The following is a 17173-nucleotide window of genomic DNA, read 5'->3' as shown; positions in this document are numbered from 1 at the left end:
TTGTCGTGAGGCGTAGACAGCCCAGCAGGGGAACCTGGGCCCCCCGCGTGATGCCTGACCTCAGGATTGGACCTCAAGGTTGGCCCGAAGACGAATGGAGTGGGGATGTCCCGTTCACAGGTAGTTGCTGAACACTTGCCGTTGTTGCGCAGGTACGCGCGGGCTCTGACAGGCAGCCAGGCCTCCGGTGACGCCTATGTCGCCGCCATGTTGGAAGCCATGCTGGGCGATCCGTCGGTGCTCGACGAGAACCATGGGCCCCGGGCCGGCCTGTTCCGGCTCTTCACCCAGATCTGGAATTCAGTCTCGATCAACGACGATGCCGAGGTGACGACCTTGCCGATGCCGCCGGAACGGCGGCTGTCGAACATCACCCCGCTGCCGCGCCAAGCCTTCCTGCTGCTCTCGCTCGAGGGCTTTTCGGAAGAGGAAGTCGCCTTCATTCTCGGCACCGATGTTGCCGAGACGCGCCGTCTTGCGGACGCAGCCGGACGCGAGATGGCCGCCGAGATCGCCACCGACGTGCTGATCATCGAGGACGAGACCTTCATCGCCATGGACCTCGAGAGCCTGGTGAAGAATCTCGGCCACAACGTCGTCGGCGTCGCGCGCACCCATGCCGATGCGGTGGCGCTGGCCAAGAACAAGCGGCCCGGCCTGATCCTTGCCGATATCCAGCTTGCCGACGGCTCGTCCGGCCTGGACGCCGTCAACGAGCTCCTGCGCACCTTCGAGGTGCCGGTGGTGTTCATCACCGCCTATCCGGAGCGCTTCCTCACCGGCGAGCGTCCCGAGCCGGCGTTCCTGATCTCAAAGCCGTTCCAGCCCGCGATGGTATCGGCGGTGGCGAGCCAGGCCCTGTTCTTCCAGCGCAACTCGCGCAATCGCACGCCCAAAGCGCCTGCGGCGTAACAAGGCGCCTGCGGCCGTCCCAATAGCGAAGTCCGGCGTGCCCAAGGCACGCCGGATTTTTTTCATGCCGCCGGCCCGCTTGACGGGCGCTGAATTCGCCGCCCATAGCTCATGTAGCAGCTGCGCGTGCGACCACGCCAATCGGAGACGTGCCCATGGACCAGCAACTCCTCGATCGTCTCGCCATCCGCGATCTCGTCGAGAACTGGGCGGTGTGGCGCGATGCCGGCGACTGGGAGCGCTTTGCCACGGTTTGGCACGAAGAAGGCTGGATGTCCGCGACCTGGTTTCAGGGGCCGGCCCGGGATTTCATGCGGGTCAGCCAGGAGGGTTTTGCCAGGGGCGTGCGCATCCTGCATTTCCTCGGCGGCACCAGCATCGATCTTGCGGGTGCGCGAGCGATCGCGCAGACCAAGATGACCATCTCGCAGCGCGGCCTCGTGCACGACGTGCTCTGCGACGTCGTCTGCACCGGACGCTTCTATGATTTCCTGGAGAAGCGGGACGACCCATCAGGTATCGGCAAATGGGGCATCGTCCGCCGCCAGCCCATCTACGAGAAGGACCGCATCGACCCGGTCGATCCCGCCGCGACGCTTCGGCTCGACCAGGATGCGCTGGCTGCACTCCCCGAGGGCTACCGCCACCTCGCCTACATGCAGGAGCTGATCGGCTACAACGTGAAGCGCGACATGCCGGGCCTGATCGGCCCCGAGGTCGAGAAGCTCTATGGCGAGGGCCGGGAGTGGCTGGCAGGAAAGGCGAAGTAGGCCCCAGATAAAAGTAAGGCGCGACTGGCATCACCACAGTCGCGCCCTACGTCGCCGGCTTATGGGGCAGGGGGGAATAGCCGGCTGCTGAGACGACTCCTGTGCGCGAAAGTCGTTCCAAGGCGCGCGAAATATTTTGCCGTCTGCTGCATTTTTCGCACACGGTTAAGTGATCGTAGCTGTCGAGAACCCCCGATCCTGCGGCGGCGTTGTTCCCGTGCCCGCCATAGGGCGAGGGATCGGCAGCCATGTCACAGATTCAAAAGGTTTTTTTGAGCGCAATTGCGGTCGTCGCCACCCTCGGTGCCGTGCAACTGGCCTCCGGGCATGATCTCGCAGACCGCTGGCAGGCGGTCGCCGACCTCCCCAGCCACGGTTCCACCGTCGCGGTGGGTCACAACGTCAACCGCACCGCCAAGGCAGACCGGCTTGCAGAGATCAAACCGGCAGCCGTTCCCACCCGTACCGTCTCGATGCGGCTGAACGACCTCGCCGATACGTCGGTGCTGCTGCGGGTCCCCGCCGTGATCGAGACCGGCAATGCCAAGACGCCGGTGCTGCTCCAGAACCAGAAGAAGCCTCGCAACAAGCCGACGATCGCCTGTGAGCCGATGGTCAGCTCCCTGACCGAGGTTGCAAGGCTGCTCCAGCCCGGCCGCTGCGTGACCTGACCCCCTCTCCGCGAGGGGTGGTTTGGCGGACCCAGACTTCACATCCTCTTGATCCGCCATTGCCTCGCGCTATATCCGGGTTCCCTCCCTTTTGTTTGACCGGGTAAGCGCATGACGACGTCAGATACGGCTGTGCATACGCAGCCTTTCCAGGCCGAAGTTTCCGAACTGCTGCACCTGATGGTGCACTCCGTCTATTCGGAAACCGACATCTTCCTCCGCGAGCTCATTTCCAACGCCTCCGATGCCTGCGACAAGCTGCGCTACGAGGCCATCGCCAGTCCCGCCCTGCTGGGCGAAGGCGACGCACTCAAGATCCGCATCATCCCGAACAAGACGGCCAAGACGCTCACGATCGCCGACAACGGCATCGGCATGGAGCGGCAGGAGCTGATCGACCATCTCGGCACCATCGCCCGCTCCGGCACCAAGGCGTTCGTATCCAAATTGAAAGAGGCCAAGGATGGGCTCGGCCTGATCGGCCAGTTCGGCGTCGGTTTCTATTCCGCCTTCATGGTCGCCGAGAAGATCGTCGTGATCAGCCGCCGCGCCGGCGAGAGCGATGTGTGGACCTGGACGTCCTCCGGCGGCTCCGGCTTCGAGATCGCCCGTGCCAGCGACGAGGAAGCGGCGCGCCTGACGCGCGGCACCGAGATCGTCCTGCACCTGAAGGACGATTCCAAGAAATATCTCGAGACCTACGAGATCGAGCGTATCGTCACCGCCTATTCCGACAACATCCTGTTTCCGATTGAGCTCGTGCCTGAAGACGGCGAGCCGCGACAGATCAATTCGGCGAGCGCGTTGTGGCAGCGCTCCAAATCCGAGCTCACGGCTGACGATTACAAGAAGGCCTATCAGCAGATCGCCTCTGCCTTCGACGATCCCGCGATGACGCTGCACTACCGCGCGGAAGGACGTTACTCCTACGCCGTGCTGCTGTTCGCGCCCTCGACCAAGCCGTTCGACCTGTTCGAGCCGAACCGCAAGGGCCGCGTGAAGCTCTACGTCCGGCGCGTCTTCATCACCGACGATGCCGACCTCTTGCCGGGGTACCTGCGCTTCATCCGCGGCGTGGTCGACAGCGAGGATCTTCCGCTCAACATTTCGCGCGAGATGCTCCAGAACAATCCGCAGCTGGCGCAGATCCGCAAGGCGGTGGCGACGCGTGTGGTGTCCGAGCTCGAAAGCCTTGCCGACAAAGACCCCGAGAATTTTGCCAAGATCTGGGACGCCTTCGGCGCGGTGCTGAAGGAAGGCATCTACGAGGATTTCGAGCGGCGCGAAAAGCTGCTGGCACTGTCGCGCTTCACCACCACCTCGGGCGAGAAGCGGTCGCTGAAGCAGGTCATCGCCGATTTCAAACCGAACCAGACCGAGATCTATTATCTCGTCGGCGACAGCATTGAGCGGCTGAAGTCCAATCCGCGGCTGGAAGCTGCGACCGCGCGCGGCATCGAGGTGCTGCTGCTGTCGGATCCCGTCGACGCGTTCTGGACCTCGATGCCCTCGGATTTCGAAGGCAAGCCGCTGAAGTCGCTGAGCCAGGGCGATCTCAATCTCGATTTGATTCCGCGTATCGACGATAAGGACGAGGCGAAGAAGGACGAGCCGGCTGCGGACGAAGCAGCCACCATCGCGGTGATCAAGGCCGCGCTGGGCGAGCGCGTCAGCGACGTCAAGGTCTCGACGCGCCTGACCAGCTCGGCCTCCTGCCTCGTCGCCGACAGCCAGGGTCCGAGCCGCGAGCTCGAGCGCATCTTGTCGCAGCAGAACCGCGGCATGAAGACCAAGCCGATCCTCGAGATCAATTTGCGCCATCCGCTGGTCACCGCGGTCACCAAGGCGCAGGCTGGCTCGACAGTCGTCGACGATATCAGCCTGCTTCTGCTCGAGCAGGCGCAGATCCTGGACGGCGAATTGCCGGAAGACCCGGCGGCGTTCGCGGCACGGCTGAACCGGCTGGTGTTGCAGGGGCTCGGCGGCTAGCGCTGCCTCGCAGCATCATTCGGACCGCCAGGTTGTCAGATCGCTCATCGCGCAACGCCTCTGGCGCTGCGCGTCTCACTCACCTTGACGTCATCAGGTCTCAGGAACAGTCGCGGACGGCGAGATGTTGTGTCATATGAAGCGACGTCACCAGTTCGAGGATTTCCCATGCGCTTGTCATTCCTCACTCTTACCGCGGTCTTCACGCTGCTGGGCGCAGCGGATGCCAGCGCGCAGCGATACGATCCGGCCTATCCCGTCTGCATGCACCGCTACGTCGGTGGCGGCCCTGGTGGCGGAGGCAGTGACTATTTCGACTGCTCGTTCACCTCGTTGGAGCAGTGCCGCGCCACGGCGTCGGGCCTTGCCGCGACCTGCGACCTCAATCCCTATTACGCCTTCAACGAATCGCCGCCGCCGCGCCGGCGTCCCAAGAAGGTGCACTGAGGCGAACGGGACCAAGCCCGGGACTTCTGCATTCATCGCTCTTTCGACCTAGTCACACCCGTCGGCGCGCTGCCGGCGGGTGCGACCTTGGCTGCGCGCTGCCGACCGTTAATCGCGCCCTAACCGGGTTTTACCTTGTCTCTTAACGCCTGGGTCAGGGCGCGCGGGCTATACTGCCGGAAACCGCAGATCGCCCGAAAGAGTGAACAATATGACCACCGGCGTCATCGAGAAGCCGAAAGCCGCGCGCGCACCGTCGGCTTCCAAGATCTGGTTGAGGGCGATCGAGCTCACCGCGCGGATCGAAACGCTGCCGGGCCGCCTGTTCGCCGACGTCGTCGACGATTGGGCGCAGCGCCAGCCTAACCGCGTTGCTCTGGTGGCGGACGAGGCAAGCCTCGATTACGAAGGCCTCTCGAAGAGGATCAATCGCTACGCCCGCTGGGCGCGCTCGCTCGGCCTGTCCAAGGGCGATACCGTTGCGCTGATCATGCCGAACGGCATCGAATATATCGCGGCCTGGCTCGGCATCAGCCGCGTCGGCGGCGTGGTCGCACTGATCAACACCAAGCTCGTCGGGCAATCGCTCGCGCACTGCCTTGATGTCGCGAAGCCGATGCATGTCATCGTTGCGCATGAGCTAGCGGGGATGCTGGACAGCGCGGCACCTCATCTGAAGACGGCGGCAAAAGTCTGGACGCATGGCGATAGCCGCAGCGAACGTGCGATCGACGTCGCGCTTGCCGTTCTCGACGACGGCCCGCTATCGCCGGAGGAGCATGGCCAGGTCACCATCGACGACCGTGCGCTGCTGATCTACACCTCCGGCACCACCGGCCTGCCGAAAGCGGCCAGCATCAGCCACCGCCGCATCCTGAATTGGGGGTTTTGGTTCGCTGGCCTCACCGGCGCGACGCCGCAGGATCGGCTCTACGATTGTCTGCCGCTGTTCCATTCGGTCGGCGGCATCGTCGCGCCGTGCAGCATTCTGGCCGCCGGCGGTTCGGTAGTGATCGCCGAGAAATTCTCGGCCTCGCATTTCTGGTCCGACATCGTCCGGCACGACTGCACGCTGTTTCAATATATCGGCGAGCTCTGCCGTTACCTGCTCAAGGCCGCGCCCTCGGAATACGAGAATCGGCATCGCCTGCGGCTCGCCTGCGGCAACGGGCTGCGCGGCGATATCTGGGAGGACTTCCAGGCGCGCTTCGCCATTCCGCGCATCCTCGAATTCTACGCCGCGACCGAAGGCAATTTCTCGCTGTTCAACGTCGAGGGCCAGCCGGGTGCGATCGGCCGCGTCCCGGCGCTGCTCGCGCACCGCTTTCCTGCCAGGCTCGTCAAGCTTGACCCCGATAGCGGCGCGCCGCTGCGCAATGAAGAGGGCTTCTGCACCGCCTGCAGCCGCGGCGAGGCCGGCGAAGCGATCGGCCGCATCGGCACCGCGGACGAGGGCGGTGGGCGCTTCGAGGGCTACACCGATGCCGGTGAGACCGAGAAAAAAGTCTTGCGTGACGTCTTCGTCAAGGGCGATGCCTGGTTCCGCACCGGCGATCTGATGCGGATGGACGACAAGGGATTTTTCCATTTCGTCGACCGTATCGGCGACACGTTCCGCTGGAAGGGCGAGAATGTCGCGACCTCCGAGGTGAACGATGCCGTGCGCGATTTCATTGGCGTCGTCGATGCCGCCACCTATGGCGTCAGCATTCCCGGCGCCGACGGCCGGGCCGGGATGAGCGCGATCGTCGTGAACGAGGGCTTTGACATCAGCGCGCTGCCCGCCCATCTCGCGCAACGCCTGCCGGTCTACGCCCGCCCGCTCTTCATCCGTATCTCGCGCGAGCTCGACGCCACCGAGACCTTCAAGCAGAAGAAGGGCGAGCTCGCCCGCGAGGGATTTGACCCGGCCGCGGTCGCCGATCCGCTGTTCATGCTCGACCCGATATCCGGCGTCTACCTCGCGCTGGACGCGGAGACATATGCGGCCATCTCGGGCGGTACGATCAGGCTGTAGGGCAACCAAAATCGAGAGATAGGTCCAATTTTATCTGAATTGTCCAAGAAGCCATTTACTTCTGTCGGGTAAACAGACCGCGATGGGGAGGCGGTCAGCAAGAGCGCCGCAACAACGAGATCGATAACAAAGCGAGCCAGCCATGTCGGTAAGGTCAAAGGTCATTGAAGCGATTCAGCAGATCGCCAAGGAGCAGCACGTCACGCTTCCCGCCCTCTCGGACGATCTGTCCCTGCATGAGACGGGCTTCGACTCGCTCGCCTTCGCCATCCTGGTCGCCCGCCTCGAGGACGAGACCGGCGTCGATCCCTTCACCATTTCCGAGGACGCAGCGTTCCCCGCCACGGTGGGCGATTTCGTGCGGGCCTATGAAAATGTCCCCGCGTGAGATCTTTGCACTTCGCGACCATCTTGGCGCGGAGCTGAAAGGCCGCACCATCTCCGATGTGCATGATGTCGTGTCGCTGACGGGCATCCTGTCGCACACTGTTCTGGGCGGCCGGCTGCACGAGCTCTCCGGCCGTGCCGTGCTGCTCAAGCTGTCGGACCAGCTCCGGTCCGGCCTTGCCATGATCGAGCTCGACGGCATCGCCCGCCGCATGCTGCTGTGTCCGCCGGACCTCAATCCGGCGCATCTCGATGCCTTGATCGCGGATGCCGGGATCGATGCCGTCGTCACCGACGAGCCCGAACTCTGGGCGGCGTCCGGCGTGCCGCTGGTCGTCACCGCGCAATTGCCGCCGCAAGCCGCCGCGCCGGCCAAGACCGCGCGCGGCACCGAATGGCTGATGCTCACCTCGGGCACCTCGGGGGTGCCAAAGATCGCCGGCCATACGCTGGAAGCGCTGACCGGCGCGATCGTCGCCGAAGGCCCATCGCGCCGACCTGCACCGGTCTGGGCAACGTTCTACGACATCCGCCGCTATGGCGGCCTGCAAATCTTTCTCCGTGCCATCCTCTCCGGCGGTTCGTTGGTGCTGTCCGATCCCCATGAGGCGCTCGCCGATCACGTCGCGCGGCTGAAGGCGCGCGGTGTCTCGCATATCTCCGGCACGCCTTCGCATTGGCGCAAGCTCCTGATGAGCGGCTCGGCCGCCCAGTTCGCCCCGGCTTACGTCCGTCTCTCCGGCGAGATCGCCGACCAAGCCGTGCTCGACGGCCTGAAGGCGGCATTCCCCCATGCGTCCGTCGGCCATGCCTATGCCTCGACCGAGGCCGGCGTCGGGTTCGCCGTCAACGACGGGCTGGAAGGCTTTCCGGCCGACTATCTCGGCAACCGCAACGGCGTCGAGATGAAAGTCGTCGACGGCTCGCTGCGCATCCGCTCGACGCGCACGGCTCATGCCTATATCGGCCGCAACGCCTCCGCGCTCACCGACGACGACGGCTTTGTCGACAGCGGCGACATCGTCGAGCTGCGCGGCAACCGCTATTATTTCGTCGGCCGGCGCGGCGGCATCATCAATATCGGCGGGCTGAAGGTCCACCCCGAGGAGATCGAGGCGGTGATCAACCGCCATCCGGATGTGCGGATGTCGCGCGCGAAGTCGCGCAAGAGCCCGATCACCGGCGGCATCGTCGTCGCGGACGTGATCCTCACCGAGGGCACCGATCCGGCGCGCGCGAAAGAGATCCGCGACCAAATCCTGGATCTGTGCCGCGCCCAGCTCGCATCCCACAAGGTGCCGGCGGTCCTCCGCTTCGTCGAGGCGCTCGACGTCACCCCGGCCGGAAAACTGGCGCGCACCGATGCATAACGTTCTCGTCACCGGCGGCAGCCGCGGCATCGGGCTTGCGATCGGCAAGCGCCTGGTTGCTGCCGGCTTCAACGTCATCGCGGCGGCGCGGCGCGAAAGCGAAGAGCTCAAGGCGGCCATCGCAGCCGCCGACGGGCGCCTGCATTTCCGTGCCTGCGATCTTGCCGTGATCGATGCAATCCCGGCCTTCGCAAAGCTCGTGCGCGACGAATTCGGCCCGATCTACGGCCTCGTCAACAATGCCGGTCTCGGCACCGAAGGCCTGCTGGCCACCATGCACAATTCCGAGATCGAGGCGCTGGTGCAGCTCAACGTGCTGTCGCCGATCATCCTCACCAAATATGTGGCGCGCCAGATGATGGCCGACGGCGCCGGCCGCATCATCAACATCTCCTCGATCATCGCGACGACAGGCTATAACGGCCTCTCCGTCTACGGCGCTACCAAGGCCGCCGCGACCGGCTTCACCCGCTCGCTGGCCCGTGAGGTCGGCAAGCTCGGCATCACCGTGAACGCGATCGCGCCGGGCTTCATCGACACCGAGCTCACCCACAATCTGTCTGAGGAAGGCCGCAAGCGCATTGCGGGCCGCAGCGCGCTGCGCCGGCTGCCGGAGACGGATGACGTCGCGCGCATGGTGGAATACCTTTTGGGCGAAGGCGGCCGCAACGTCACCGGCACCGTGTTCACCATCGATGCCGGGAACACGGCGTAGACGGAACCCGGCTGCCACAATTGCGTTGATCGTGCGCAATGACAGCCAGCCGGATTTGGTCGTAAGATGCCCCGCAATCGATTGGTTTACGTCAATCGATCTGCCCTAAACGAAGGGGAGCAGTCGATGGCCACTTCAGACATGACCGCTTCAAGCCGGGCCCTGAAAGAGCCGGTGCGTGTGAAGTCGGATGAGGTCCGCTGCCCGCCGATGTCGCATCAGAATTCCGGCGATCACGGCCACGAGGCGTATCCGCAGCAATTCGTGCGCCTGATCGGCTGCCACGACGTCCCTGCATCCCAGCTGCGCAAGCGTCAGGACGAGAAGCTGCACTAGCCGCTCACGGCCGCTGCTTCGGCAGGTCGAATCGTTCGTGTGAAAATTCCGGCGGCCCTTCGGTGAGGCGGCGAATGCGGCGCTCGCGCTCGTCTGGCGGCAATGCCGGATCGAGCAGTAACTCGATCTCATGCACTGCGATCTCTTCGATCTTGGTCGCGTCCGATACGACCGGGTGCGCGGGCGCGGAGACGGGGAGTGCCAAGTTCAGCCCCAGCTCGATCAGCTTGCAGATCGCATCCGAGCGGGTCAGGCGGTGAGCTTCAGCCCAGGCATCGACCGCCTCCGTCAATCTTTCCGGCATCTTCACCGCGCTGATCGGGTCGACACCCGTGCGCCGGCGGACCGGAGAGGTGGAGTCCTTGCTGCTGAAGTCGGACACCTCGATTTTCCCATGCAACCCCTTGGAGCCGACCGACGATAGGCCGCTCTCCCCGGATGGCCGTTTGATGCCGATCAATGATCCCGCCGAGGCATTGCAAGGCGGCCGCATCTTGTTGTCCGGGCCACTTTCGGCCAATGATCGAAAGGGGGCGCGAGCCAGCGAACCCGGATCGATCCTGCCACGTATCTTGCTTCGCATTCCAACAGTCCGGCAATCCCGATGAGCTCAGGCGAGTCCTTCTATGGCGGCATTCCCGTCTTCCGAGGCTTCACCAGCCTGATGGATCCTGCGCTTTATGCGCCGCTGCCGGACGACTGGAGCATCGGTGTTGCCGATATCGTCGATTCGACCAAGGCGATCGCGGCGCAGCGCTACAAGGCCGTGAACATGGCCGGTGCCGCCGTGATCGCGGCGGTGACCAATGCGCTGCAGGGGCGGGAATTTCCCTTCGTGTTCGGCGGCGACGGCGCCAGCTTCGCGGTGGCGCCAGATGACGTCGAGCTTGCCCGCCAGGCGCTGGCTGCGACCGCAACCTGGGTGCGCGAAGACCTCGATTTGACCCTGCGCGTCGCCTTGGTGCCGGTCAGCGTCATTCGCGCACAGGGCCTCGATGTGCGCGTCGCCCGGTTCGGGCCGTCGGCCAACCTGTCCTATGCGATGTTTTCGGGCGGCGGGCTCGCCTGGGCCGACGCCGCGATGAAGCGCGGCGAGTTTGCCGTCGAGGAGGCGCCTGGCGGCACGCAGCCGGACCTCTCCGGCCTGTCGTGTCGTTTCGAGGTGATGCCGGCGGCGCGCGGCCTGATCCTGTCGGTGCTGGTGATGCCGGCGCGCGGCGTCGATCCGCAGGCCTTCCGCAAAGTGATCGAGGACATCATTCATCTCGTCGAGCGCAGCCCGGAGGGTGGCCGGCCGGTGCCGCCGCAGGGGCCCCCGTTGAAATGGCCGCCGCAGGGCGTGGAATTCGAGGCCCGAACCAGGCGCGGGGGGCCGCTGCTCGCGCGCAGAGCCAGCGTACTGGCCTATACGCTGTTCGCTTATTTCATCATGCGCTTCGACATCAAGATCGGCGGTTTCGTGCCCAGCCTCTACAAGCGCCAAGTGGTCGAGAACTCGGACTTCCGTAAATACGACGACGGCCTGCGCATGATTCTGGACTGCACGCCGCAGCTCGAGCGCGCCTTGAACGATCGTCTCAAAGCCGCCGCGCGCGAGGGCATCGTGCGCTACGGCCTCTACCAGCAGGACGCTGCGATGATGACCTGCTTCGCGCCGTCGGCGCTGCGCAGCGATCACGTCCATTTCATCGACGGCGCGCGCGGCGGCTATGCCTCGGCGGCGACGGCGTTGAAGGCGATGATGGCAGCGGGTTAGCGCCCCGCGCGCGTCCAGGTCTCACCGCCGCAGAGCGCGCCGACGCAGCCTTCGACCCGCAGCGCGTCCGCGCCAGTCAGGCTGATGTTGCTCGCATAGGTGCTGCCGTCGTCGGCATTGTAGATCTGGCCCGACCATTTGTTCGGTCCAGCCGGCTCCATGCCGCTGAACAATGGCAGGCCGATCATCGGACGCCTGGCCAGCGCGGGATTGGGATTCTTGCTGTCGGTGGCGGGCTGGCCGGTCGCGCTGTCCATGGGCTCGCGCAGCCAGACGATGTGGCCGCAGATGCCGCCGCCGCATTTGCTGATTTTGACGCGCGCATCGCCCGCCTGGGTGAGCCAGGTCCCGTCGGCGCTCTGCGCATGGGCGAAAGGCGCACCGATCAGCGCAGCCAGAATGACGGTGAGAGCGGCGAATCTGAATGTCATGGAGAGGAGCCCTGGAATGGAGGCGACTCCATAGCAGCAAATCGAGCGCGCGCAACGCCCGAGGGAATCACATCTCTGAGCTTATCTGCCGGCGCTTATTTGCCTGCGATCATTTGCCCCAGCGCGCGAATGCGACCGAGGCGGCGGTCGAAAGCCCGAACACGACCATGGCGCCCCCGACCAGCGCGAACAGGGTCCAGGCCGGAGCCTGCGCGGTCATCAGTCCGATGCCGCCGATCGCGACGATCAGAAGCCGTGCCGTCGAGGCGAGCACGGGCCCGCGGACGCGTGCGGCGCCTTGCGAGGAGAAGTAAAGCGACACGCCCATGCCGAAGAACACGAAGGCCGGACCGGCCCAGTGGAAATAGCTGTGCGCTGCGGCGGTGACGCCGGGATCGCGGGTGAAGAGCCCGACCCACAGTGACGGCGCGAGCGCAACGACGAGACCGATCAGCCCCACCGTGAGTCCCGAGGCGGCAGCCGCGGTCCAGGCGACACGCCGCGCGCGCTTCACATGCCCGGCGCCGATCGCCATGCCGACCATCGGCACCGAGGCGATGCCGAAGGCGAAGGTGATCGGGATCAGCAGAAATTCCAGCCGCGAGCCGATGCCGTAGCCGGCCAGCATCTCGGTGCCGAAGGTCGCGAGGATCTTCGTGAAGATCAGAATGGTGAGCACGGTCTGCAGCGGCGACAGGCAGGCCACCGCGCCGACTTTGAGAATGTCCAGGAACATCGCGCGCTCGAAATGAAAGGCGCGGACATCCAGCGGCAGCCGGCTGCGCCCCGACAACAGATACCAGATGAAGAAGATCGCCGCGCAGCTGAACGCGATCAGCTGCCCGCTCGCCACGCCCGGCATGCCGAATTGCGGCACTCCGAACAGGCCGAGCCCCAGCGTGCCGCCGAGCACGATCTGCAGCGCGCTCGCGCCGATCAGAATCATCGAAGGCAGGCGCATGTCGCCGGTACCGCGGATCACCGACGCCAGCGTGTTGACGAGCCAGATCGCGACCGCGCCGGAGAACAGCACCTGCGAATAGCCGCTGGCCTCCTCGAGCACGCGCTCGCGTCCGCCGAGCAGCGCGAAGAAGGAGCGGCCGAAGGCAAGCATCATCACCGTGAAGAACAGCCCGCCGCAAAGGCCGATGATGGCGGCATGCAGCGCCAGCGTCGCGGCGCGGTCGCGATCCCCTGCGCCGAGGGCGCGGCTGATTGCGGACGAGACGCCGCCGCCCATCGCGCCCGCGCTCATCATCTGCGTCAGCATCGCGAACGGAAACACCAGCGCGATCGCGGCGAGCGGGATGGTGCCGAGCCGGCCGATATAGGAGGTCTCAGCCACTGCGACGAGCGTGCTGCCGACCATCGCGATCATGTTGGGGATCGCGAGCCGCAGCAGCGTCGGCAGGATCGGCGCGGTCAGGAGGCTCGCGATGGGGGAGGCGACCGGCGCAACCGGCGGGACGGCATCTGCGGGGGCGTCGATCGTCATGTTCACCGGGCGGAAAATTAAATGATGACCGACATATTATAAGAGAATGAGCCGGCCGGCGCAGCCCTGGCTCACGCAGGGCTCACCACGGCAGGCCGCATAGGTCGATGGTGCCCAGCGTCGGCGCACGCACGATGTGGAAGACATAGGGCGCCATGTAGGTGAACCGAATCCGCCCTTCCGGCTGTTCGCAATAGACCTCGCCTTTGAACGGCAGCCAGCTCCGGGCCTCGTAGAACGCGAAATTGTGCGGCTCGCAGACCAGTAGGGCGAACCGAACCGCCTCGTTGGCGCGCATGGTATGCACCGCCGCGTCGATCGCCACGGTCGCATAGCCACGGCCGCGCTGGTCCTCGCGCGTCGAGACGCCGCCGATGCCGCCGATATGAACCTTCTGTCCATTCCAGGTGATGGTGCGGAAGTAGATGCCGACATGGCACACGAGACCATCCTCGGGCGTCTCGACCAGCACGCGGAGATCGGCATTGGCCCATTTGACATGAGCCCAGGGCTTGCCTGCGACCAACTGCGGTGCCCAGACCGCCTGAAGTAGCGGCTCGGCCCTCGGCCACGAGGCGTCGCCGTTCAATATGTCGATCTCGATGCTCATGGCGTCGTCCTCCACAGCTCCGCTTCTTCGCGCGTTTGTTCTGTCTTAAGCGCCTCAAAGGCAATGATATTTTACAGCGAACCGCAGGCCTGATCGACACGGCCGGTTGCGACGAATTTGTGCATTCAGGCAGGACGCGCCAAGTCACGCTTTTCGCAAATTCTGAGGTATTTAATGGCGGCGGAACCTTCTATAAGGGGTGACCGTTAGAACTCGTTCCCCACCAGTTGCGGACAAGAAGCCATGACCTTTACGCTGCCCCCACTTCCTTACGCCTATGACGCCCTTGGCCAGTACATGTCGAAGGAGACGCTGGAATATCACCACGACAAGCATCATCAGGCCTACGTCACCAACGGCAACAACGCGCTCAAGGGGACCGAATGGGAAGGCAAGTCCCTTGAAGAGATCGTCAAGGGCTCGTTCGGCAAGAACCCCGCGGTGTTCAACAACGCCGGCCAGCACTACAACCACATCCACTTCTGGAGCTGGATGAAGCCCAATGGCGGCGGCACCAAGCTGCCGGGCAAGCTCGAGAAGAAGATCAACGAGGACCTCGGCGGCTTCGAGAAGTTCAAGACCGACTTCCAGGCGGCCGGCGTCGGCCAGTTCGGCTCCGGCTGGTGCTGGCTCCAGGTCAAGAACGGCAAGCTCGAGATCTCCAAGACCCCGAACGGCGAGAATCCGCTGGTGCACGGCGCCACACCGATCCTCGGCTGCGACGTCTGGGAGCACTCTTACTACATCGACTATCGCAATCGCCGTCCCGACTATCTCAAGGCGTTCGTCGAGAACCTCGTGAACTGGGAATACGTGGAGTCCCTGTTCGAGAAGGCGTGACAGGTGTCATTCCGGGGCGCGGGAAGCGCGAGCCCGGAATCCATTTGTCTGCTCGGGTGACGCCCGATGGATTCCGGGTTCGGCGCTGACGCGCCGTCCTGGAATGACAGAAACAAAGGCGGTCGCAGGCGCGACCGCCTTTTTGCTGTGCGGAATTGCCCTGCGTGGCGCGCGCATGGGTCTGTCGTCACACCGTTTGCATCGGGGGAACACCGCCCTTAATCAGGACGGGCATCACCCTCGAGCGACTCTAGCCCGTTGTCAGAACCTTCCCCGAACCATCCAGCGCCTTCCGGCGACGCGGAATCCGAGCCGCGGCCGGGCCGGGTCCGCAAGCCGATCGGCTGGTCGACCATCATCATCGCAGCTCTGGTGGCGGTGAGTGCGGCACTGGTCTGGCGGCGGGACGGCACCGACGGCGTTCTGGACATCCTCACCCACGATCTCTCGCTGTTCTCGGGCATCCTGCCGCGCGTGCTCGCCGGCTGCCTGCTCGGGGCATTCATCTCGGAGATCTTGCCGCACGAGAAGGTCTCGCGCTCGCTCGGGCCGAAATCCGGCCTGATGGGCCTGCTGATCGGCACCGCCTTCGGCGCGATTCTGCCCGGCGGTCCCTTCACGGCCTACCCGGTGGCGAGCGCACTGCTCGCGGTCGGCGCCGATTTCGGCGCCACCATCGCCATGGTCGTGAGCTGGACGCTGATCGGTTATGGCCGGGCGGTCGCCTGGGAAATCCCGATCATGGGCACCGATTTCACGCTGTGGCGGATCGTGATCTCGCTGCCGCTGCCGGTGCTCGCCGGCGCCCTCGGCCGCTTCGTCTATGTCAGGCTCTATCCGAAGCCGCTCGCGAAGGACGACGAGAGTTGAGCGCAGCGCTTCTGATCGACATCCTGCTGTGGGGCTCGGTGCTCGGCGTCGGGCTGATCGCCTTTCGTCGTGGGCGCCCGGTGTTCGTGGCCTCGCTGCGCGAGGGCACGATGGATTTCGTCAACATCGTGCCGCGGATTGCGCTTGGCGTGATCGGCTCCGGCTACATCGCCGCCATCATCCCGCAAGAGGTGATCACCGGCTGGCTCGGCCCTGATAGCGGCTGGCTCGGGGTTGCCACCGCCGTGGTCGCCGGCGCCGCCACGCCCGGCGGTCCCGTGGTCGGCTTCTCCATCGGCACCGTGGCGTTGAAGTCGGGGGGCGGGGTGCCGCAGGTGGTTGCCTATGTCGTCGCCTGGGCGCTGTTCGCCTTCCAGCGGGTGATCTTGTGGGAGATCCCGTTCATGCCCGCCCGTTTCGTCTGGTTCCGCTGCGCCGTCTCGGTGCCGTTCCCATTCGTGGCAGCCGCCATCGCCATGGTGATCGGCAAGCCCTGAGCCGCGATGTCAGTCCCGCCGTGGACAGGCGTAATGTTATAATATAACATCCGCAAATGGCTCCCGCCGCGTCCCACGCCCACCAGCACGACCATGCTCATGGCCATTCCCATGGTCACGGCCATGGACATTCGCACGGGCACGATCACGCCCACGCCCATGTCCACGATGCGACCTCGCCGCATCCGGCCCAGACCGCGCCTTGGTCGATCCTGCGCATGACCATGGCGGGCCGTCTCGCGGCCGCGCTCGCGGTCTGTGCCGTGCTGTGGGGCATCGTCTTGCTGGCGATGAGGTGACGATGGCAGCGTTGCACTTTCACAACGTCACGCTCGGCTATGACCGGCACCCCGCCGTGCATCATCTCAGCGGCGAGGTCGCGCCGGGCGCGCTGGTCGCGGTGATCGGCCCGAACGGCGCCGGTAAGTCGACGCTGTTGCGCGGCATCGTCGGCATCCTCAAGCCGCTCGACGGGACGATCCATCTCGGCGGGCTCGATGCCCGCGACATCGCCTATCTGCCGCAGAGCGCGGAGATCGACCGCAGCTTCCCGATCTCGGTGTTCGATTTTATCGGCACCGGGCTGTGGCGTGGCACAGGCCTTTTCGGCGGCATCGGCAAGGCGGCGCGCGACAAGATTCTCCGCGCGATCGGAGCCGTCGGCCTCAGCGGTTTCGAGAACCGCCCGATCGGCACGCTCTCCGGCGGTCAGATGCAGCGCGTGCTGTTCGCCCGTGTGCTGCTCCAGGATGCCAGCCTGATCGTGCTCGACGAGCCCTTCAACGCCATCGACAGCAAGACCACCGCCGATCTGCTCGCGCTGGTGAAGCGCTGGCACGGCGAGGGCCGTACCGTGCTCGCCGCGCTGCACGACATGGAGATGGTGCGCAACCACTTCGCCGAAACGCTGGTGCTGGCGCGCGGCCCGGTCGCGTGGGGTCCGACGGCGGAGGTGCTGACGCCGGAAAACCTGCTGGTCGCGATGCGGATGTGCGAGGCCTTCGACGACAGCGCGGCGGCGTGCGCGGCCGATGATGTCAGCTCGCGGGCGGCCTGAATC

Annotated in this window: 20 protein-coding genes; 16 read left to right on the top strand and 4 right to left on the bottom strand. The window is 65.1% G+C overall.

The window, feature by feature from the left end; genetic code table 11:
• Positions 1–105: 105 nt before the first annotated feature.
• From I6F31_RS08285 to I6F31_RS08240, 10 genes are all read left to right on the top strand, one after another.
• Positions 106–912, top strand: a complete 807-nt coding sequence (locus I6F31_RS08285) for a response regulator (RefSeq protein ID WP_035997648.1) — start codon at positions 106–108, stop codon at positions 910–912.
• Positions 913–1067: 155 nt separating this feature from the next.
• Positions 1068–1682 (top strand): nuclear transport factor 2 family protein, encoded by a 615-nt coding sequence (locus I6F31_RS08280; RefSeq protein ID WP_035997651.1) that lies wholly within the window; start codon positions 1068–1070, stop codon positions 1680–1682.
• A gap of 248 nt (positions 1683–1930) precedes the next feature.
• Positions 1931–2353 carry a hypothetical protein gene (locus tag I6F31_RS08275; protein WP_036021311.1) on the top strand — a complete coding sequence of 141 codons (423 nt, stop codon included), beginning with the start codon at positions 1931–1933 and terminating at the stop codon, positions 2351–2353.
• Between the two features lie 111 nt (positions 2354–2464).
• Positions 2465–4342, top strand: a complete 1878-nt coding sequence (gene htpG / locus I6F31_RS08270; RefSeq protein WP_057028230.1) for a molecular chaperone HtpG — start codon at positions 2465–2467, stop codon at positions 4340–4342.
• A 168-nt stretch (positions 4343–4510) separates the two neighbouring features.
• A complete protein-coding gene (locus tag I6F31_RS08265) occupies positions 4511–4789 on the top strand; it encodes a DUF3551 domain-containing protein (protein WP_035997672.1) in 279 nt (92 codons plus the stop codon).
• Between the two features lie 202 nt (positions 4790–4991).
• On the top strand, positions 4992–6806 hold the full coding sequence (locus I6F31_RS08260) for a long-chain-acyl-CoA synthetase (protein ID WP_225185247.1): 1815 nt from the start codon (positions 4992–4994) through the stop codon (positions 6804–6806).
• 142 nt (positions 6807–6948) lie between these two features.
• Positions 6949–7194, top strand: a complete 246-nt coding sequence (locus tag I6F31_RS08255) for an acyl carrier protein (protein WP_015688794.1) — start codon at positions 6949–6951, stop codon at positions 7192–7194.
• Entirely contained in the window at positions 7181–8563 is a 1383-nt protein-coding gene (locus tag I6F31_RS08250; protein WP_225185246.1) for a fatty acid--CoA ligase family protein, read from the top strand. Before I6F31_RS08255 ends, I6F31_RS08250 begins: the two co-directional genes overlap by 14 nt.
• Positions 8556–9278, top strand: coding sequence for an SDR family NAD(P)-dependent oxidoreductase (locus I6F31_RS08245; RefSeq protein WP_036021322.1), 723 nt, complete (start codon positions 8556–8558; stop codon positions 9276–9278). Before I6F31_RS08250 ends, I6F31_RS08245 begins: the two co-directional genes overlap by 8 nt.
• Positions 9279–9404: 126 nt before the next feature.
• Positions 9405–9614: a hypothetical protein gene (locus I6F31_RS08240; RefSeq protein WP_035997682.1), complete on the top strand. Its 210-nt coding sequence runs from the start codon at positions 9405–9407 to the stop codon at positions 9612–9614.
• 4 nt (positions 9615–9618) lie between these two features.
• Here I6F31_RS08240 and I6F31_RS08235 read toward each other — a convergent pair whose 3' ends face one another.
• A complete protein-coding gene (locus I6F31_RS08235; RefSeq protein ID WP_225185366.1) occupies positions 9619–10014 on the bottom strand; it encodes a hypothetical protein in 396 nt (131 codons plus the stop codon).
• Positions 10015–10218: 204 nt separating this feature from the next.
• Here I6F31_RS08235 and I6F31_RS08230 point away from each other — a divergent pair, with 204 nt between their 5' ends.
• Positions 10219–11370 carry a DUF3095 domain-containing protein gene (locus tag I6F31_RS08230; protein WP_225140969.1) on the top strand — a complete coding sequence of 384 codons (1152 nt, stop codon included), beginning with the start codon at positions 10219–10221 and terminating at the stop codon, positions 11368–11370.
• Here the strand turns inward: I6F31_RS08230 and I6F31_RS08225 are convergent.
• From I6F31_RS08225 to I6F31_RS08215, 3 genes are all read right to left on the bottom strand, one after another.
• Positions 11367–11801, bottom strand: a complete 435-nt coding sequence (locus I6F31_RS08225) for a DUF2147 domain-containing protein (RefSeq protein WP_036021332.1) — start codon at positions 11799–11801, stop codon at positions 11367–11369. The genes I6F31_RS08230 and I6F31_RS08225 overlap by 4 nt on opposite strands.
• Positions 11802–11910: 109 nt before the next feature.
• On the bottom strand, positions 11911–13296 hold the full coding sequence (locus I6F31_RS08220; RefSeq protein WP_225185245.1) for an MATE family efflux transporter: 1386 nt from the start codon (positions 13294–13296) through the stop codon (positions 11911–11913).
• Between the two features lie 82 nt (positions 13297–13378).
• On the bottom strand, positions 13379–13906 hold the full coding sequence (locus I6F31_RS08215; protein ID WP_035997755.1) for a GNAT family N-acetyltransferase: 528 nt from the start codon (positions 13904–13906) through the stop codon (positions 13379–13381).
• 243 nt (positions 13907–14149) lie between these two features.
• Here I6F31_RS08215 and I6F31_RS08210 point away from each other — a divergent pair, with 243 nt between their 5' ends.
• The 5 genes from I6F31_RS08210 (at position 14150) to I6F31_RS08190 (ending at position 17170) form a co-directional block, all read left to right on the top strand.
• Positions 14150–14746, top strand: coding sequence for a superoxide dismutase (locus tag I6F31_RS08210; protein ID WP_027573470.1), 597 nt, complete (start codon positions 14150–14152; stop codon positions 14744–14746).
• Between the two features lie 258 nt (positions 14747–15004).
• Complete coding sequence (locus I6F31_RS08205; protein ID WP_057028225.1) at positions 15005–15616, top strand: permease; 612 nt, start codon at positions 15005–15007, stop codon at positions 15614–15616.
• Positions 15613–16113 (top strand): hypothetical protein, encoded by a 501-nt coding sequence (locus I6F31_RS08200; RefSeq protein WP_036036588.1) that lies wholly within the window; start codon positions 15613–15615, stop codon positions 16111–16113. Before I6F31_RS08205 ends, I6F31_RS08200 begins: the two co-directional genes overlap by 4 nt.
• A gap of 56 nt (positions 16114–16169) precedes the next feature.
• Positions 16170–16412 carry a hypothetical protein gene (locus I6F31_RS08195; RefSeq protein WP_035997699.1) on the top strand — a complete coding sequence of 81 codons (243 nt, stop codon included), beginning with the start codon at positions 16170–16172 and terminating at the stop codon, positions 16410–16412.
• Between the two features lie 2 nt (positions 16413–16414).
• The gene (locus tag I6F31_RS08190; RefSeq protein ID WP_225185244.1) at positions 16415–17170 is read left to right on the top strand and encodes an ABC transporter ATP-binding protein; all 756 of its coding nucleotides are present in this window, start codon (positions 16415–16417) and stop codon (positions 17168–17170) included.
• Positions 17171–17173: the final 3 nt, after the last annotated feature.

It is taken from the genome of Bradyrhizobium sp. NBAIM01, from assembly GCF_020194115.1.
GTDB classification, from domain to species: domain Bacteria; phylum Pseudomonadota; class Alphaproteobacteria; order Rhizobiales; family Xanthobacteraceae; genus Bradyrhizobium; species Bradyrhizobium yuanmingense.
This window is presented reverse-complemented; position numbering and strand designations above follow the sequence as displayed.